Annotated in this window: 15 protein-coding genes; all 15 read left to right on the top strand. The window is 35.3% G+C overall.

Annotated elements, in window-relative coordinates; translation table 11 throughout:
• The first annotated feature begins 4 nt into the window (after positions 1-4).
• Positions 5-1,915: an asparagine synthase (glutamine-hydrolyzing) gene (gene asnB / locus DK924_RS13040; RefSeq protein ID WP_109875396.1), complete on the top strand. Its 1,911-nt coding sequence runs from the start codon at positions 5-7 to the stop codon at positions 1,913-1,915.
• Positions 1,916-2,557, top strand: a complete 642-nt coding sequence (hisH, locus tag DK924_RS13035; protein WP_219986103.1) for an imidazole glycerol phosphate synthase subunit HisH — start codon at positions 1,916-1,918, stop codon at positions 2,555-2,557.
• Entirely contained in the window at positions 2,558-3,319 is a 762-nt protein-coding gene (locus DK924_RS13030) for an AglZ/HisF2 family acetamidino modification protein (protein WP_109875395.1), read from the top strand.
• Between the two features lie 8 nt (positions 3,320-3,327).
• Positions 3,328-4,431, top strand: a complete 1,104-nt coding sequence (locus DK924_RS13025; RefSeq protein WP_109875394.1) for an N-acetyl sugar amidotransferase — start codon at positions 3,328-3,330, stop codon at positions 4,429-4,431.
• Positions 4,432-4,436: 5 nt separating this feature from the next.
• Positions 4,437-4,994, top strand: a complete 558-nt coding sequence (locus DK924_RS13020) for an acyltransferase (RefSeq protein ID WP_109875393.1) — start codon at positions 4,437-4,439, stop codon at positions 4,992-4,994.
• Positions 4,991-6,130, top strand: a complete 1,140-nt coding sequence (locus DK924_RS13015; RefSeq protein ID WP_109875392.1) for a hypothetical protein — start codon at positions 4,991-4,993, stop codon at positions 6,128-6,130. Before DK924_RS13020 ends, DK924_RS13015 begins: the two co-directional genes overlap by 4 nt.
• Before the next feature lie 5 nt (positions 6,131-6,135).
• Entirely contained in the window at positions 6,136-7,248 is a 1,113-nt protein-coding gene (locus DK924_RS13010; RefSeq protein ID WP_109875391.1) for a glycosyltransferase, read from the top strand.
• Positions 7,249-7,254: 6 nt separating this feature from the next.
• A complete protein-coding gene (locus DK924_RS13005; RefSeq protein WP_109875390.1) occupies positions 7,255-8,544 on the top strand; it encodes an O-antigen ligase in 1,290 nt (429 codons plus the stop codon).
• A 42-nt stretch (positions 8,545-8,586) separates the two neighbouring features.
• The gene (locus DK924_RS13000) at positions 8,587-9,699 is read left to right on the top strand and encodes a glycosyltransferase family 4 protein (RefSeq protein WP_181388779.1); all 1,113 of its coding nucleotides are present in this window, start codon (positions 8,587-8,589) and stop codon (positions 9,697-9,699) included.
• Positions 9,696-10,766, top strand: a complete 1,071-nt coding sequence (gene wecB, locus DK924_RS12995; protein WP_109875389.1) for a non-hydrolyzing UDP-N-acetylglucosamine 2-epimerase — start codon at positions 9,696-9,698, stop codon at positions 10,764-10,766. Before DK924_RS13000 ends, wecB begins: the two co-directional genes overlap by 4 nt.
• Entirely contained in the window at positions 10,756-11,982 is a 1,227-nt protein-coding gene (locus DK924_RS12990) for a glycosyltransferase family 4 protein (protein ID WP_181388778.1), read from the top strand. The genes wecB and DK924_RS12990 overlap by 11 nt, the downstream gene beginning before the upstream one ends.
• Complete coding sequence (locus tag DK924_RS12985) at positions 11,979-12,575, top strand: sugar transferase (protein ID WP_109875387.1); 597 nt, start codon at positions 11,979-11,981, stop codon at positions 12,573-12,575. Before DK924_RS12990 ends, DK924_RS12985 begins: the two co-directional genes overlap by 4 nt.
• On the top strand, positions 12,568-13,206 hold the full coding sequence (locus DK924_RS12980) for an acetyltransferase (RefSeq protein WP_109875386.1): 639 nt from the start codon (positions 12,568-12,570) through the stop codon (positions 13,204-13,206). The genes DK924_RS12985 and DK924_RS12980 overlap by 8 nt, the downstream gene beginning before the upstream one ends.
• 46 nt (positions 13,207-13,252) lie before the next feature.
• The gene (locus tag DK924_RS12975; RefSeq protein ID WP_109875385.1) at positions 13,253-14,428 is read left to right on the top strand and encodes a DegT/DnrJ/EryC1/StrS aminotransferase family protein; all 1,176 of its coding nucleotides are present in this window, start codon (positions 13,253-13,255) and stop codon (positions 14,426-14,428) included.
• Positions 14,429-14,529: 101 nt separating this feature from the next.
• Entirely contained in the window at positions 14,530-16,506 is a 1,977-nt protein-coding gene (locus tag DK924_RS12970; RefSeq protein WP_109875384.1) for a nucleoside-diphosphate sugar epimerase/dehydratase, read from the top strand.
• The last annotated feature ends 12 nt before the right edge of the window (positions 16,507-16,518 follow it).

Raw genomic sequence — 16,518 nt, 5'->3', positions numbered from 1 at the left:
GTATATGTGTGGCTTTTCTGCGCTTTATTCAACAACTGGATTAAAATTTAAAGATTTAGTAAAAATGAACGATGCTATTTCTCATCGGGGACCTGATGGGGAGGGTTTTTACCTTTTTGATACTAAAAATAAAGTCAGCCACATAATGAACAACTCGGCTGTAGTTGATGATAATCATGACGTTTTAAACGAAAAATTCAATGCGTTAATTGGCCATCGACGTCTTGCGATAGTTGATTTATCTGAGTCTGGATTTCAACCTATGGTAAGTGATGATAAGCGCTACGTGATTGCTTTTAATGGTGAAATTTACAATCATCATGAACTAAAAGAAGAGTTGTTAAAGATAGGTCATACATTTAACTCTAACTGTGATACTGAGGTTTTATTAAAAGCATATATTGAGTGGGGAGAATCCTGCCTCGAAAAATTCAATGGTATGTTTGCATTCCAAATATTAGACACCGAACTTAGCTGTGTGTTTGGCGCCAGAGATCGCTTTGGTGTAAAGCCATTATATTACTGGAAAACAGCCAATTCACTCGCATTGGCATCGGAGATCAAACAGTTTACAACTCTACCGCATTGGCAATCAAAAATGAATACGTTTAGAGTTTACGACTTTTTGCAATACGGGCAAACAGATCATACATCGCAGACTTTATTCGCAGGAGTGCACCAAGTTCCTCCTGGACATAAATTCAAAATTGATTTGAATGAAGCCAATAATCTGGTTATATCTAAATGGTATTTTAGACCGCAAGCAAGGGTAAAAGATAAATTAAAAGAGGCAACAACTAAGTTTCATAAGTTATTTAAAGATTCCGTTCGCTTACGCCTACAAGCTGATGTGCCTCTAGGGACAGGACTTTCAGGTGGTATGGATTCATCTTCTATAGCTTGTGAAATTAATGCAGTGTTAAAAGCGCAAGGAAAAGACGATTTGCAAAAAACATTTTCTGCCTACACTGAAGTAAAAAAATATGATGAACGAAATTATATAAATGATGTTCTAGAAACGATTACTGCGGAACCTCACTTTGTTGAGCTGTTATGCCCTGATAAAAGATCAATATTAGAGGAAGTTGTTTGGCATCAAGATGAGCCATTTGGAACTACGAGTATATTTGCAGAGTGGTCTGTTTTTAAGTTAGCTAAAAGTAACAATGTCAAAGTTACATTAGATGGACATGGCGCTGATGAAACTTTAGCCGGCTATCACAGGTTTTTCTTTGTCTACCTGATCGAGCTGTTGAAATCTGGCAAGATATTCAGCTTTTTCAAAGAAGTGAAAGCTTTGAAAAAACTTCATAACTATAATGGTTTAAGAGTTGTAAAAACATTATTATTTTTGTTTAGATCAGCTATTTTTACTGACGAGAAAAGTAATAATTGGTGGAAAGTTTCTAAAGATTCAATTGAAGTCAGTAAAATGCACTTTTCAATACTTGATGAATCAAATTATGAATTATTCAATACAAGCGTACCCATGCAGTTACACTGGTGCGACCGAGATTCAATGGCTCATTCAGTCGAAAGTAGAGCACCATTCTTAGATTTTAGATTAGTAGAGTATATTTTATCTTGTCCTTCTGAATTAAAAATTAAAGAAGGAAAAACAAAATTCTTATTAAGGGAGTCGCTCAAAGGAATATTACCAAAAACAGTATATGAGCGAATTAGTAAAATTGGTTTTGCAACACCGGAAGAGAATTGGATGTCGGATAACCAAGCATTGTTTTTAGAATTACTAGAATCAGCTAAGTTAAATTTGAGCTCGGTAGTAAACCCTATCGCTTTTGAAAAGGCTGAAAATATAATACTTGGGAATAGCAGGTATGAAGGTTTTGCATGGCGCATCATCTGTTTGTCTATTTGGGTTCAAGTCTTTAATGTCGAAACTGAGGGTAGGTAGTTGAATCATTCTAGTGAAGATACAATTGTAATTATTGATTATGGGGTCGGTAATTTAGGTTCTGTCGCCAATATGCTCAAGAAAGTTGGTGCAAGAAAAGTTATTTTTTCTAGTGACCCTTATGAAATAGCGTCTGCTAATAAAGTATTATTGCCCGGAGTGGGCTCATTTGATCATGGAATGAAGAGGTTGAATGACCTTGGTATATCAGACGCATTAAAAACGTTAGTCTTACGAGATGACTCACTTCTTATGGGGATTTGCCTTGGAATGCAGCTGCTTACAGAAGGGAGTGCTGAAGGTAAAATGCCAGGTTTAGGCTTAGTTCCTGGAAAAGCGTCTTTATTTCCAAATCAGCAGGGCCTTAGGGTTCCTCATATGGGATGGAATGTCGTCAATCCTCAAAAGCTTAGTTTTTTACTACAAGATTTACCTGCTGAATCTAGGTTTTATTTTGTTCATTCTTATTATGTAAGTTGTTCAGATAACAAAGATATTTTATGTAGCACTCACTATGGCCATGAATTTGTCTCTGCCTTTCAACGAGGGAATGTAATAGGGTGTCAATTTCACCCAGAAAAAAGTCATCGCTTTGGCATTCAATTATTTAAAAACTTCGTGAACTATAAGGGTGCCAACTAAATGTTAAGTACGCGTGTTATACCTTGTTTGCTGTTGCAAGAAGGCGGAATAGTCAAAACGAAAAAGTTTAAAAAGCCCAGATACATAGGTGACCCCATAAATGTAGTTAAGATATTGAATGAAAAGGAAGTTGATGAATTAATTTTTTTAGATATTGATGCATCACCAAATAAAAGTGAGCCTGATTACGAATTAATTAAAACAATTACGAATGAGTGTTTTATGCCATTTTCTTATGGTGGTGGTATTACTTCATTAGAACAGGCATCGAATTTATTTAATTTAGGTGTTGAAAAAGTCATTATTGGTAGTCATGCAATACATAATAAAAAATTAATTACAGATATAGCATCACAATATGGCAACCAAAGTGTTGTAGCTACAATGAATATCAAAAGAGATATATTCAAGAAACCTCGTTTATATGATCCTAGCAATAAGAAAATGTTTAAAATTGACTTGAGCAATTACTGCAAAGAATTAGTTAATGCCGGTGCGGGTGAAATCTTTTTAAACTTTGTTGATCGTGATGGTATGAAAAATGGTTACGATGGAGAAGGTATTAGATCTTTTTCAGAGCTAGTAAATGTACCTATAACTGTTTGTGGTGGTGCTAGCTGCTTAGAAGACATGCGAATTGCCGTTAAAGATTTTGGTGCTTCAGCAGTAGCAGCAGGTAGCTTATTTGTTTATCACGGGAAGCGTGACGCTGTATTAGTAAATTACCCAGACTATTCAAAATTATTAGAACTTTTTAAATAAGAAGACTCATGCAAAAAGAATATCAGATTTGTACAAAATGTATTTTAGACACATCAGACTCGGGCATTACATTTGATGATAAAGGAGTGTGCCACTATTGTAATAATTTTGCTGAGTTGATGGATAAATCAATTGATGGAAAAGAAGCAAATAATTACCTTTTAGAGATGGTGGAAAAAATAAAAGTCTCAACTAAAGGTGAATACAATTGTATAGTGGGTATGAGTGGTGGGGTTGATTCAACTTATGTTGCCTATTTAGCTAAAAAGTATGGATTGAAACCGCTAGCCGTGCACATTGATGCTGGTTGGAATTCTGAAATTGCAGTAAAGAACATTGAGTCAGCTACAAGTAAACTTGGCATTGATTTAGAAACAATTGTTATTAACTGGAAAGAAGTTCGAGATTTACAGAGAGCTTATTTTAAAGCATCTGTTCCAAATTGTGATGTGCCACAAGATCATGCTTTTGTGGCAGGAGTTTATAATCTCGCAGCTAAATATGGTATTCAGTACATGATAAGTGGTCATAATAATGTAACTGAATTTATATTGCCTCCTTCTTGGGGCTATGACAGTGGCGACTTAGATAATTTAATTGATATACATAATAAATTTGGTGAGGTTAAGTTAAAAAATTACCCCAAGTTATCATTGTTTAAGAAAGTTATCTATTATAGGTACATTAAGAAGTTGCAGTCATTCAGAATTTTAAATTATGTTCCCTACAATAAAGAGGAAGTAAAACATTTTATTACTGAAAACCTTGGTTGGAAAGATTATGGAGGTAAGCATTTTGAATCTAGATTTACTAAATTTTTCCAATCTTATTATTTACCGTCAAAGTTTGGTTTCGATAAACGGCGCGCTCATTTATCAAATTTAATTGCATCGGGACAAATGACTCGTGATGATGCTCAACGTGAAATGGAAATCTCGCCTTATAATAAAGATGAGTTACCAGAAGACACTGAATATTTTATAAAAAAACTGGGTTTTTCTATAGATGAGTGGCAAGAAATAATGAAGAGCAAACCTCGAAAACATACTGACTTTAAATCTGATTATGATCAGTGGTGGTTTAAATTATTAAAGAGTCTTAAAAGTAAGTAGAGCTAATGAAAGTGTTAATAAAGTTATTTGTTCATTTATACGTATTGGTATTAGTTTTGTTTTTTTCTTTATTAACAAAGTTAGTTGGGTTTGAAACCGTTGCTATCAGGATTAGCCAAATTCCTTATAAGTTAGGCAACAAAGTTAGGTATGCTTTTTATAAGAAACACTTAAAAAGCCTTGGTGAAAATGTAATATTTTCTTTTGGTTGTTTGGTAACCAATGTAAACACGGTAATCGGCAATAATGTTAGATTTGGACCATATAATACAGTAGGTCTAGCTAACTTAGGTGATGATATTATTACGGCTCAACATGTTCATATTTTAAGTGGTTCTAAGCAGCATTCATTTGAAAATAGAGATATCCCAATTTGGAAACAAGTAGGTATCATTCAATGTATAGAGTTAAAAGGAGATAATTGGGTAGGGGCAAATGTTGTGATAATGGCAAATGTTGGTTATGGGACGGTTTTAGGTTCTGGTTCTGTTGTGGCAAAAAATATTCCAGAAATGTGCATTGCAGCAGGTAATCCATGTGAAAAGTTGAAGGAACGCCCATGAAAAAAATACTTTTTATATCCTATTATTTTTCACCGGAAAAAACTGTTGCTGCTCAACGTGTTAGTTACTGGGCGAAAAATATAAAAGAACATGTTGATATTGATATTGAAGTTGATGTCATCACTGCATCAGAGCAATGTATCGAAGAGACCTCAAGAATAGATAACATTTTTCATGTATCTAATTCAAGAACCGGCCTCCTAGGCCATCTGTTTAAAAGTGATTTAGGAGCAACATGGTTTTATGATTTAAAAAAACATTTTTCAAAAAATAAAAAAAAGTATGATGTTGTTGTTATTACCGGAAATCCATTTCTTCATTTTTTTATAGCTAAAATACTGAAGAACACAATGGGGTGCAAAATTGTTTTAGACTTTAGAGATCCTTTCGCTAAAAATGAACGTAACGCGAGCACAGCCCTCTCGGTAAAACTTAAGCGTAAAATGTTGGTTTTATTTGAGTATTTTTTTTGTGAGTTTGCCGACAAAATTATTGTTATGAATGAAGGTTGTAAAAAATTACTCTGTAGTAGGCAGCAAGAAATTATAGAAATTATTGATAACGGCTATGACGAAAAAAGCTTAAACAATGCGACTAAAAAGATCACTGTCGGTAATAATTCAAAAAAAACAATAGTATATTTAGGGAGTTTTGCTGTAGATCGAAATATAGATAATTTACTTACTTCAAATAAAGCTTTAGGTTTTGCGTTTGATATATTGCATATAGGTAAGCCATTAGAAGGTTTGGATAACCACAAAGGTGTAACTTGTACTGGGTTAGTTTCATACTCTGATGCTGTAGGGTATGCAAAGGGTGCTGATATTGGATTAATTTTAGCCTCAGGCAAGGCATTTGAGTCGACAACTAAGATATTTGATTACATTGGCTTAGGGTTGCCAATTTTGATAATTACAAATGGTGAAGCTCAAACTGGTAATATTCACGAGGTGACTAAAGATTATCCTGCAATCTGGTGGGCTTCTAATAATGAGCAATCAATTATCGACGCATTGCAAGAGATAATGACCTCTGAACTAAACTATAAAGCTAATGGCTTTTCAAAAGAGAAATTTTCAAGGAAGCACGGTTTAGGTGCGTTAGTAAATTTTATCGACTTAAAAAAGACGCTTTAACCAAAATGAAGATTTTAATAATTCCTTATAATTACCCAACAAAAGAAAATCCAAATCGTGCTATTTTTATTAAAGAACATAAAAGAATGCTCGAAAGTGCCGGAAATACAGTTGATGTTTTAGGTGTCATACCCAAAACATTATCTGATGTCATTAAAAGTAAAAGTATTCGCTTTGGCTGTATCAGTCAAGAAAATTGGTTGGTATCCATATTTGCCATAAAAGGCCTTTATAAAATTAATCGTTGGCTTTCTTTTAGTATAGGTAGGTATCTGCTTAAAAAGTATTTAGAGCAGCATTTTGATAATTGGCCAGCAGTTATTCATGTTCATAATGTAACTAGCGCTAATTTGGCATTGTGGTGCCATAAGCGTTATGGCATACCTTATGTAATTACTGAGCACTCTAGCGCTCTTTGGAATTATGATGCTGAAAAAGATAAAAATAAACTAATTCCCCTTTATCTAAAGAGCAAAGCCAACATTGCCGTTAGTGGTAATTTTGCCTTGCACTTAGAAAATAAATTTAAATGTGATTTTAAGTTTTTACCAAATCCTGTTGATACTGATTTTTTTTCTTGTCTATGCCAAAACAATAAAAAAAGTATGATTAGTTTAATTAGTGTAGGTAACTTAACTGAAAATAAAAATCATCAATTAGCGATAATGGGAGTTTCAAAATTAATACAGAAAGGAATAAGTGTTGAGTATAATGTTGTTGGTAGCGGTCCTGAATTAGCCTCACTTAGAAGGCTAGTTGATGAATTAGGACTAAATAGCGTCGTGACATTTTTAGGCAGTAAGTCAAGACGTGAAGTGAAAGCATTATTATGTGCTTCTGACCGATTTCTATTGCCTAGTATCTCTGAAACATTTGGGGTGGTTCTCATTGAAGCCATGGCTTGTGGGCTACCTGTAATGGCCTTAAAAAATGGAGGTAGTGAGTCAATAATAACAAGTGCAAATCTAGGAGTGTTGGTTGCGGAGCAACGAGAGTTCATGGAAAAGTTAGAAGTATTTTGCTCAAGCTCTTATAATTCAAAAGATATTTCATCCTTTGCTAATGAGAACTTTTCTTTTAGTGCTGTTTATAGACAGCAACTAGATATATATCTGTAACTATTTATGATAATCAAAAAAAAGAATTGCGCGCATTTCCTGGCAAGTGCTTTGATAACTTGCTTTGTGTTAACGCCAACTATAAAAGTTCCTGGGTTTCTGGGAGTAAGGTTAGACGATCTTTTAGCCTTTTTAATTATAGTTTTATTTTTACTAACCCCATCGCTTTCTGTAAACCGCATTAAGTTACCTCTTAGAGGGGTATTAATTACTTTCTTATCAGTATTGTTATTAGCTTCAATTACATCAGGATCGCTTGAGGGTTTACCAACAAATATAATGGACCTGACTAAATATATTTGGTTGGCTAAAATGCTTATCGTTTATGTTTTTTTCTTTAATTTTATTCATACAGATATCACTGACCTTAATAGTATCCAATCAAGGCGTATTCTACTAATTAATACAATCATAAGAGTAGCGTTAATTAGCTCTATAATATGCTTTGCTCAATATGTTAACTTTATGGGGTTAAACGCTTATTACATTCCTTTTATTGCTCCGACACAAGCTACTACTTTATTGGGTGATTATAGTACACCTCGTGTAGTGGGTATGATAGGCAACCCTAACGCCCAAGGGTACATTTTAGCGCTTTCTTTTTTAGCCCTGATTTATAAAGAGTTAATAAATCACTCTAAAATGAATGTTATAAAAGGGTTTATTATTTTTGTAGCATTGTTGATGACATTATCACGTACATCACTAGTGATCACCTTAGTTGGCTCCCTAATATTAATACTCCTTTATACAAAAAATAAAAATTTTGTTTATATTAAACTTTCTATTCTAAGTTTGCTCTCATTTGCGCTATTTTCTTTATTTATTTTTATTCAGCAAAATGAGGTCCTATATAACTTGATCTTATGGCGATTTGAATCGCTTGCCAATATAATGGAAGATAAAAGCTTTATCACTAGATTCCATGGTTGGGTTATTAATATTAAGTTTTTTTTAGATAATCCAATTTTAGGAGTAGGTCCCATTCCTAGAGGCACTGAATTATTTGGTACTGCCGATAATGAATGGTTGTACTTTGCTAGGTCATACGGTGCTTTAGGGCTTATTTGGCTGTTGTTATTTTTCTTTGGCCCATTTCTTGTTTTAAGGCCAAAATCAAAAGATGAAAAAAACGTTAGATTCTTTGTTTTTACCGCATTACTTATGACGATGATTTATATGATACCGGCAGGGGTATTTACTAGTAGCAGTCTTAATGGTTTATTAATAGTTATACTTGCTTTTTATGACAAAAATCATTGTTACATTACAAATAACAACCCAGAATACAATTAACTAAATTTTTTAATTATATAAATGCGCTATATAGGAATTTAAATGTCTAACAAAATAAGGGTCGCACACTTAACATCAGTTCACGGTAGGTTTGATATACGCATTTTTAGAAAGATGTTAACATCACTAGCTGGAAAATATAACGCATCTTTGATAGTTGCAGATGGTGAAGGTGATAATACGACTGACAATATAGATATTTTTGATGTTGGCTTACCCACTAATCGATTAAGCCGAATGTTTAAAACGGTACGTAAGATCTATGATAAGGCATTAGAACTTAATGCAGAGATTTATCACATACATGATCCTGAACTAATACCAATAGGTATGAAGTTGAAAAAGAAAGGAAAAGTTGTAATCTTTGATGCCCATGAAGATTTGCCAAAACAATTACGCTCTAAACCTTATTTAAATAAAGCCTTGAAGTGGTTATTACCGAAGCTTTTTGAGGTATATGAAGCTATAGCCTGTAAAAAGTTGGATGCTATTATTTGTGCAACTCCATCAATACATAATAAATTTCTAAAAATAAATAAGCAGTCATATACAATAAATAACTTTCCTATACTGGGAGAATTAGATAATTCTCTAGGGTGGAGCAACAAAGTCAATGAAATTTGTTATGTCGGTGGAATGGCCGAAATAAGAGGAATTAGGGAATTAGTTCATTCATTGAAATACCTAGATAACTGCCGTTTACACTTAGTTGGGAGGTTTTCTGAGCCTGAATTAGAAAAAGAGCTCAAGGGATTAACCCAATGGACTAAAGTTGTTGAGCATGGCTTTGTAGATCGTAAAGGTGTGGCTGATATACTTTCTAGATGTAAAGCTGGTGTTGTAACTTTTCATAAAGTACCAAACCATGTTGATGCGCAACCAAACAAAATGTTTGAGTATATGTCAGCTGGTGTACCAGTCATAGCTTCACATTTTCCAATGTGGAAAGATATAATTGAAGGTGAAAATTGTGGTATTTGTGTTGATCCAATGAAACCAGAAGACATAGCTAACGCAATTAATAAATTGTTATCGGATGATAAATTAGCAAAGCAGATGTCAGAAAATGGTGCTAACGCTGTAAAAAACGTGTTTAATTGGGAAAATGAAGAGATTAAGTTGTTAGATATATATCAAGGATTTTTGGAAAAATGAAAATAGTTACCATTTTAGGCGCAAGACCTCAGTTTATTAAAGCTGGTAGTGTAAGTCGAGAATTTACAAAATTTGATAAGTTTAAAGAAGTTATCGTTCATACTGGACAGCATTATGATACAAATATGAGTGATGTTTTTTTTGACGAAATGAAAATCCCTAAGCCAGATTACTTTTTAGGTATTGGTGGTAAATCACATGGTGCTATGACTGGACAAATGATCGAGAAAATTGAAGAAGTACTTTTAAGCGAAAAACCTGACTGGGTTCTTGTTTATGGAGATACTAATTCAACATTAGCTGGTGCTATTGCGGCTTCTAAGCTTCACATTAAAGTTGCTCATATTGAAGCTGGTTTACGCTCATTTAATATGAGAATGCCAGAAGAGGTTAACCGAATACTCACAGATCGTATCAGTTCTATTTTATTTTGCCCAACACAAACAGCAGTAGATAACTTACAAAGTGAAGGTGTTGATAAATGGAATACTCAAATTGAGTTATCCGGCGATGTAATGCAAGATGGCGCTATTTTTTATAGAGGGCTTGCTAAAAAACCATCTGGAATTGTCGCAGGTAATGAATTTATATTATCAACTATTCATAGGGCTGAGAATACAGATTCGGAAGAAAGACTAACTGGAATTGTGGAATCATTAAATGAAATTGCAGAGCAGGTTGAGGTTATACTGCCCTTGCATCCGCGAACAAAAATTAAGCTTGAATCTTTACCTGTTAAATTATCTTCGAAAGTTAAATTAATTGATCCTGTAGGATACTTAAATATGGTGTGGTTAATTGATAACTGTAAATTAGTTATGACAGATAGTGGTGGCTTACAAAAAGAGGCTTTCTTTTTTGAAAAGCCTTGTATCACCCTCAGAGATGAGACTGAATGGGTAGAGTTAGTTGAACATAATTTCAATACTTTAGTAGGGGCTAATAAAGCCGCGATAATTAGCACTTTTAAAGGGCATGTTTTTTCTAATAACTTCAGTATCGATTTATATGGAAAGGGGCTTGCTTCTAACAATATTGCAAATGCATTACTTAACTATGAAAAGTAATATTTGGTATATATCAAAATATGCCAACATTAAAGAGTATGGAGCAGACACTAGACAGGCCAGCTTTTGCAAGAAGTTTGCAAAGGCTGGACTAAATGTAAGGCTAATAACTTCAGACTCATCTCACTTATACAACTCCCTTCCTAAGCTTAGTAGTCGCTATATGGATATTGAAAATGATGGTTATAGAGTCACTTGGGTTAATACTTTAAAATATAGTAATGCCACTAGCATTAAGCGGTTTTTAAGTTGGTTTTGGTTTGAATTTTTTGTTTTAACTATGGCATTCCGTAAGCGATATGAAAAACCAGATGTAGTTATAGCATCTTCACTTTCAATCCTATCTGTATTGTCAGGCTGTTTTTACAAGCGCTTCTACAGAGCTAAGTTTATATTTGAGGTGCGTGATATATGGCCGCAGACTCTAATAGATTTAAAAGGGATTAATCATAGGCATCCGTTAGTTTGGTTTTTATCAAAAATAGAGAAGTTAGGATATAGATACTCGGATGTTATTGTAGGCACTATGCCAGGACTTCATAAACATGTTGAAACTGTTGTGGGTTTAGGTAGTAAGGTAAAGTTTATACCTCAAGGGGTTGACTTAAGCTTTTATGCAGATGAACAACAATGTGTTAAGACTGATTATTTAGAACGTTACTTTCCTGAAAATAAGTTTATAGTTACATATGCAGGTACGTTGGGAGTTGCTTATTCATTAGATTATATAATAAGTGCAGCTCGTACATTGAATAATGCAGGTAACTCAAAAATACATTTTTCTTTTTTAGGTAATGGTTTAGAAAAGGAGCGTTTGCAAAAGTTGTCCTGTGATCTACCTAACGTTAGCTTTGCGCCTAGGGTACCCAAAAGCAAAGTTTTGAGTGTGCTTCAAAGTTCCGATTTATTATTACATTCATTCAAAATGGAAAAAGTATTTGAGTTTGGTATATCACCTAATAAATTTGTAGATTATATGTATGCTAAAAAACCAATTGTTTGCATGTTTTCGGGTTACCCTTCTATGCTTAATGAAGCTAATTGCGGAGAGTTTATCCCATCTGAAAATAGCCAATTATTGGTAGATACACTTATTAAGTATTCTGAAATGGATAAGAAAGAGCTGGCTATATTGGGTGAAAATGGGTATGAGTTTTTAGTGAAATCCCGTAATTTTGAGGTATTATCAAGTCAATATATGGAGCTATTTAAATGAAACGGCTTTTTGATTTTATAGTTGCTCTTTGCACATTACTTACTTTATTACCAGTAATAATCGTTGTTGCGGCACTTATCCGTTTTAAATTAGGTTCGCCTATATTATTCACTCAAAATCGCCCTGGTTTAAATGGCGATATTTTTAAAATGATGAAGTTTAGAACTATGTTAGATGCTAAAGATAAACAGGGAAATTTATTGCCAGACGATCAGCGTATGACTAAGTTTGGCTCCTTTTTACGCTCAACTAGCTTAGATGAGTTACCGGGGCTATTTAATGTATTGAAAGGGGATATGAGTTTGGTAGGGCCAAGGCCTTTGCTTGTACAATACCTGCCTTTATATAATAAAAAACAAGCTCGTAGGCATAATGTGCGTCCAGGTATTACTGGTTGGGCACAGGTTAATGGTCGAAATGCTATTAGCTGGGAGCAAAAATTTGAGCTTGATGTTTGGTATGTGAATAATCAAAGCATGTGGTTAGATTTAAAAATTTTATTATTAACAGTAAAAAAGGTATTTATTCGCGATGGTATTAATGCTGATGGACATGTCACAATAGAGCCATTTAAAGGCTCTAATAATGATTAAAAACCTCGCTATAGTAGGTGCAAGCGGTCATGGTAAGGTTATTGCTGATATTGCTGAACAACTTGGTTTTACTGTTAGCTTTTACGATGATGCTTATCCTAAAAAAACGCATATTGAGCATTGGCCAATTAAGGGGACTTGCGCAGACTTAATAGCCCTTAATAATTCAACTACAACGCCGAGTAATGACGTTGTGGTTGCTATTGGTAATAACGATATTCGCCAACAAAAAATAAAGTCATTACAACAAAATGGCTTTAACTTGACTACCTTAACTCATCCAACAGCGGTTATAAGCCAATATTCTAAGATAGCGCCGGGCACAGTGATTTTTGCTGGCGCTATTATTAACGCTTTTGCGAACATTGGTGTTGGGTGTATTATAAACACAGCTGCAGTTATTGAGCATGATTGTAGTATTGGTGATTTTAGCCATATCTGCCCTAATGTAGCTTTAGCCGGTGGAGTATCTGTTGGTACAAAAAGCTGGGTTGGTATAGGTAGCCAAGTAAAACAATTAATAGCGATTGGCGATAATTGTTTAATAGGTGCAGGTAGTACAGTTGTAAAAAATATACCTAGCAACCTAACTGCATTTGGCTCTCCCGCTGTCGTAATAAAAAGTCACTAAAAATACTTTGTATGATTTTTTCTATACAGAATTAAATAGGAATACCATGTTAAATACCCCATTTTCTCCTTGGCCTAGCTTCACTCAACAAGAGGCAGATGCCGTAAGCCGTGTTGTTCTTTCAAATAAAGTTAATTACTGGACGGGTACTGAAGGCCGCGAGTTTGAAAAAGAATTCGCTACTTGGGCTGATAGTGAATATGCAGTTGCCCTAGGTAACGGTACATTAGCGCTCGACATAGCCCTAAAAGCGCTCGGTGTAGGCGCTGACGATGAAGTAATAACCACACCCCGTACTTTTTTAGCGTCGGCATCAAGTATTGTAACTGCTGGAGCAGCGCCTATATTTGCAGATGTTGACTTAAATAGTCAAGCTATCACGGCGGAGTCAATAAAAGCGGTATTAACACCTAAAACAAAAGCGGTTATTGTGGTGCATTTGGCGGGAATGCCTGCGGAAATGGACGATATAATGGCATTGAGTAAAGAGCATGGCTTTTATGTAATAGAAGATTGTGCACAAGCGCATGGTGCTAAATACAAAGGGCGCTCAGTGGGTAGTATAGGGCATATTGGTGCGTGGAGCTTTTGCCAAGATAAAATTATGACTACAGGTGGCGAGGGTGGCATAGTAACTACTAACTCTAAAGAGTTGTGGTCGGCTATGTGGAGTTATAAAGATCATGGCAAAAGTTTTGATGCTATTTACAATCGAGAGCATCCACCAGGGTTTAGGTGGTTACATGAAAGTTTTGGCACAAACTGGCGCATGACTGAAATGCAAGCTGTTATAGGCAGAATACAGTTAACACGAATGAATGATTGGACTGCCAAACGCCAAGCTTATGGAGCATTATTAGATCAGGCGGCAAAAGGCTTTGATTGTATTCGCTTAGTTGAAGTACCTGACTATACTAAACATGCTGAATATAAACATTACATGTTTGTTAAACCTAAGCAGTTAGCTGATGGTTGGAGCCGAGATCGCATAGTTAATGAAATTGTTGAACGTGGCGTTCCTTGTTTTCAGGGGAGTTGCTCTGAGGTTTATCTTGAAAAGGCATTTGATAATACACTATGGCGACCAAATAAGCGTTTGCCTAATGCAGTTGAGTTGGGTGAAACATCAATAATGTTTTTAGTTCACCCTACACTGACTGAAACCGAAATGGCTAAAACGGCACAAGTAATAAAAGAAGTATTTGAACTAGCATCTAAATAGTAATAATAGTTTCAGGTGAAGTTTGTGGTATTTATAATATTAAATAAATTTAGTAGAGCCTAGAGCCTAGAGTCTAGAGCCTTGTATTAAAGGAACTTGTTTTGGATAGTGTTATCCGTTCTATTATTAACGCCTCACGTGCAAAGAAACGAATAATTACGTTATGTATTGATTCGTTTTTTATTATGTTGGCTTTTTGGTTGGCGCTCATTGTAAGGCTCGACAGTTTAGAGCCTCTTAAAAGTATAAATAATTGGTTGTTACTAGCGTTACTTATTCCCACAAGTTTGAGTGCGTTTATTAAGTTAGGTTTATACCGCGCTGTACTCAGGTATATGAACTCACAGGCTTTATGGGCAATTATATTAGGTACATTAATAACGACTGTCAGCTTAGTGTTACTGGCTTTTTTTACTGGTGTAAACATACCTAGAACTATGCCGTTTATATTTGCTTGGTTATGTTTGCTTACAGTAGGTGGTTCACGCATTTTAGTGAGGGCCATTATTGGTAAAATAATGACTAATAATAAAGAGTCAGTCATTATCTATGGAGCAGGCTCGGCAGGCCGGCAGCTTGCTACTGGTTTAAATGCAGGCCCTGAGTATTTTGTAAGTGCTTTTATAGATGATGATACCGCCAAGCATGGCTCTATTGTACAAGGTATACCTGTAATTGCTTTTAAAGATGTTCAGGAATTAATTGAAAAGCGAAGTGCCACTAAAGTTCTTTTAGCTATGCCTAGTGTATCTAGAGCAAGGCGAAAAGAAGTATTAGCCCAATTAGAGCCGCTTTCAATTAAGGTGTTATCTGTACCTGGAATGGCTGATGTTATTGAGGGTAAAGCACAGCTTTCTGAATTTAGGGAGGTTGAAATCGAAGATTTACTCGGCCGAGATCCTGTAACGCCAAAAGTTGATTTAATGGCGGCTAATATTACCAATAAAGTGGTTATGGTTACAGGCGCAGGTGGTTCTATAGGCTCTGAGTTATGCAGACAAATTATTAAACAAAATCCCGTAAAAATAATTTTATTTGAACGCAGTGAAATTGGGTTATATTCAATAGAAAAAGAATTGTGTGAATATGTTACTCATAATCAACTTTCAATAGAATTAATTCCTATTATGGGTTCCGTTCAGCGTATTAACCGACTTGAAACTGTGATGGTGGCTTTTGGTGTTCACACGGTTTATCACGCCGCGGCTTACAAGCATGTACCACTTGTTGAGCACAACGTAGTTGAAGGGGTGCGTAATAATGTATTTGGTACTTATTATGCGGCAAAGGCAGCGGTAAATGCCAAAGTAGAGACCTTCGTACTTATATCGACCGACAAAGCCGTTCGCCCTACCAATGTTATGGGAGCAACCAAGCGAATGGCTGAACTTGTTTTACAGGGGTTAGCTCAAGAACAAGGTGCTAAGCATAATACACGCTTTTGCATGGTGCGCTTTGGTAACGTGCTTGGCTCATCAGGTTCAGTTGTTCCATTATTCCGTCGTCAGATTAAAGAGGGGGGGCCTATAACATTGACTCACCCAGACATAACTCGTTTTTTTATGACCATACCTGAAGCCGCGCAGCTTGTTATACAAGCAGGCGCTATGGGTAAAGGGGGCGATGTATTTGTGCTCGATATGGGTGACTCGGTTAAAATTAAAGATTTAGCGACTAAAATGGTCAGGCTATCTGGCTTTGAAATTAAAAGTGAATCTAACCCGCATGGCGATATCGAAATACTTTGTACAGGGTTACGCCCAGGTGAAAAACTCTTCGAAGAGCTATTAATAGGGGATAACGTAGGGCAAACAACTCATGAACGAATTATGACTGCTAATGAAGTGATGTTACCGCTTCGTGAGCTTAATGTGTTTATAGACGCGCTAGATACAGCCTGTCATAACTTTGATCATGAAAAGATTCGCCAATTACTTCTCGATGCGCCAACTAGCTTTAATCCGACTGATGGGATTTGTGATTTAGTATGGAATGCTAGACATGAAAATTTCAAAGAGCATAACAGTGGCTGCAATGTAGTTAACTTACCTAAAACTGGTAAAGGCGCTATGCTTTAGCAATTTATCAGC

This window comes from Pseudoalteromonas sp. meg-B1 (assembly GCF_003173795.1).
GTDB lineage: Bacteria > Pseudomonadota > Gammaproteobacteria > Enterobacterales > Alteromonadaceae > Pseudoalteromonas > Pseudoalteromonas undina.
Note: the sequence above shows the minus strand (reverse complement) of the source record. Positions and strands in the feature narration are given on the sequence as shown.

Coding starts and splice junctions, on each gene's coding strand:
- DK924_RS12990 (WP_181388778.1), top strand. CDS start 10,756: ATGAAAAGTAATATTTGGTATATATCAAAATATGCCAACATTAAAGAG.
- DK924_RS13010 (WP_109875391.1), top strand. CDS start 6,136: ATGAAGATTTTAATAATTCCTTATAATTACCCAACAAAAGAAAATCCA.
- DK924_RS12985 (WP_109875387.1), top strand. CDS start 11,979: ATGAAACGGCTTTTTGATTTTATAGTTGCTCTTTGCACATTACTTACT.
- DK924_RS13005 (WP_109875390.1), top strand. CDS start 7,255: ATGATAATCAAAAAAAAGAATTGCGCGCATTTCCTGGCAAGTGCTTTG.
- DK924_RS12980 (WP_109875386.1), top strand. CDS start 12,568: ATGATTAAAAACCTCGCTATAGTAGGTGCAAGCGGTCATGGTAAGGTT.
- DK924_RS12975 (WP_109875385.1), top strand. CDS start 13,253: ATGTTAAATACCCCATTTTCTCCTTGGCCTAGCTTCACTCAACAAGAG.
- DK924_RS13025 (WP_109875394.1), top strand. CDS start 3,328: ATGCAAAAAGAATATCAGATTTGTACAAAATGTATTTTAGACACATCA.
- wecB (WP_109875389.1), top strand. CDS start 9,696: ATGAAAATAGTTACCATTTTAGGCGCAAGACCTCAGTTTATTAAAGCT.
- DK924_RS13015 (WP_109875392.1), top strand. CDS start 4,991: ATGAAAAAAATACTTTTTATATCCTATTATTTTTCACCGGAAAAAACT.
- DK924_RS13020 (WP_109875393.1), top strand. CDS start 4,437: ATGAAAGTGTTAATAAAGTTATTTGTTCATTTATACGTATTGGTATTA.
- DK924_RS13030 (WP_109875395.1), top strand. CDS start 2,558: ATGTTAAGTACGCGTGTTATACCTTGTTTGCTGTTGCAAGAAGGCGGA.
- DK924_RS13000 (WP_181388779.1), top strand. CDS start 8,587: ATGTCTAACAAAATAAGGGTCGCACACTTAACATCAGTTCACGGTAGG.
- asnB (WP_109875396.1), top strand. CDS start 5: ATGTGTGGCTTTTCTGCGCTTTATTCAACAACTGGATTAAAATTTAAA.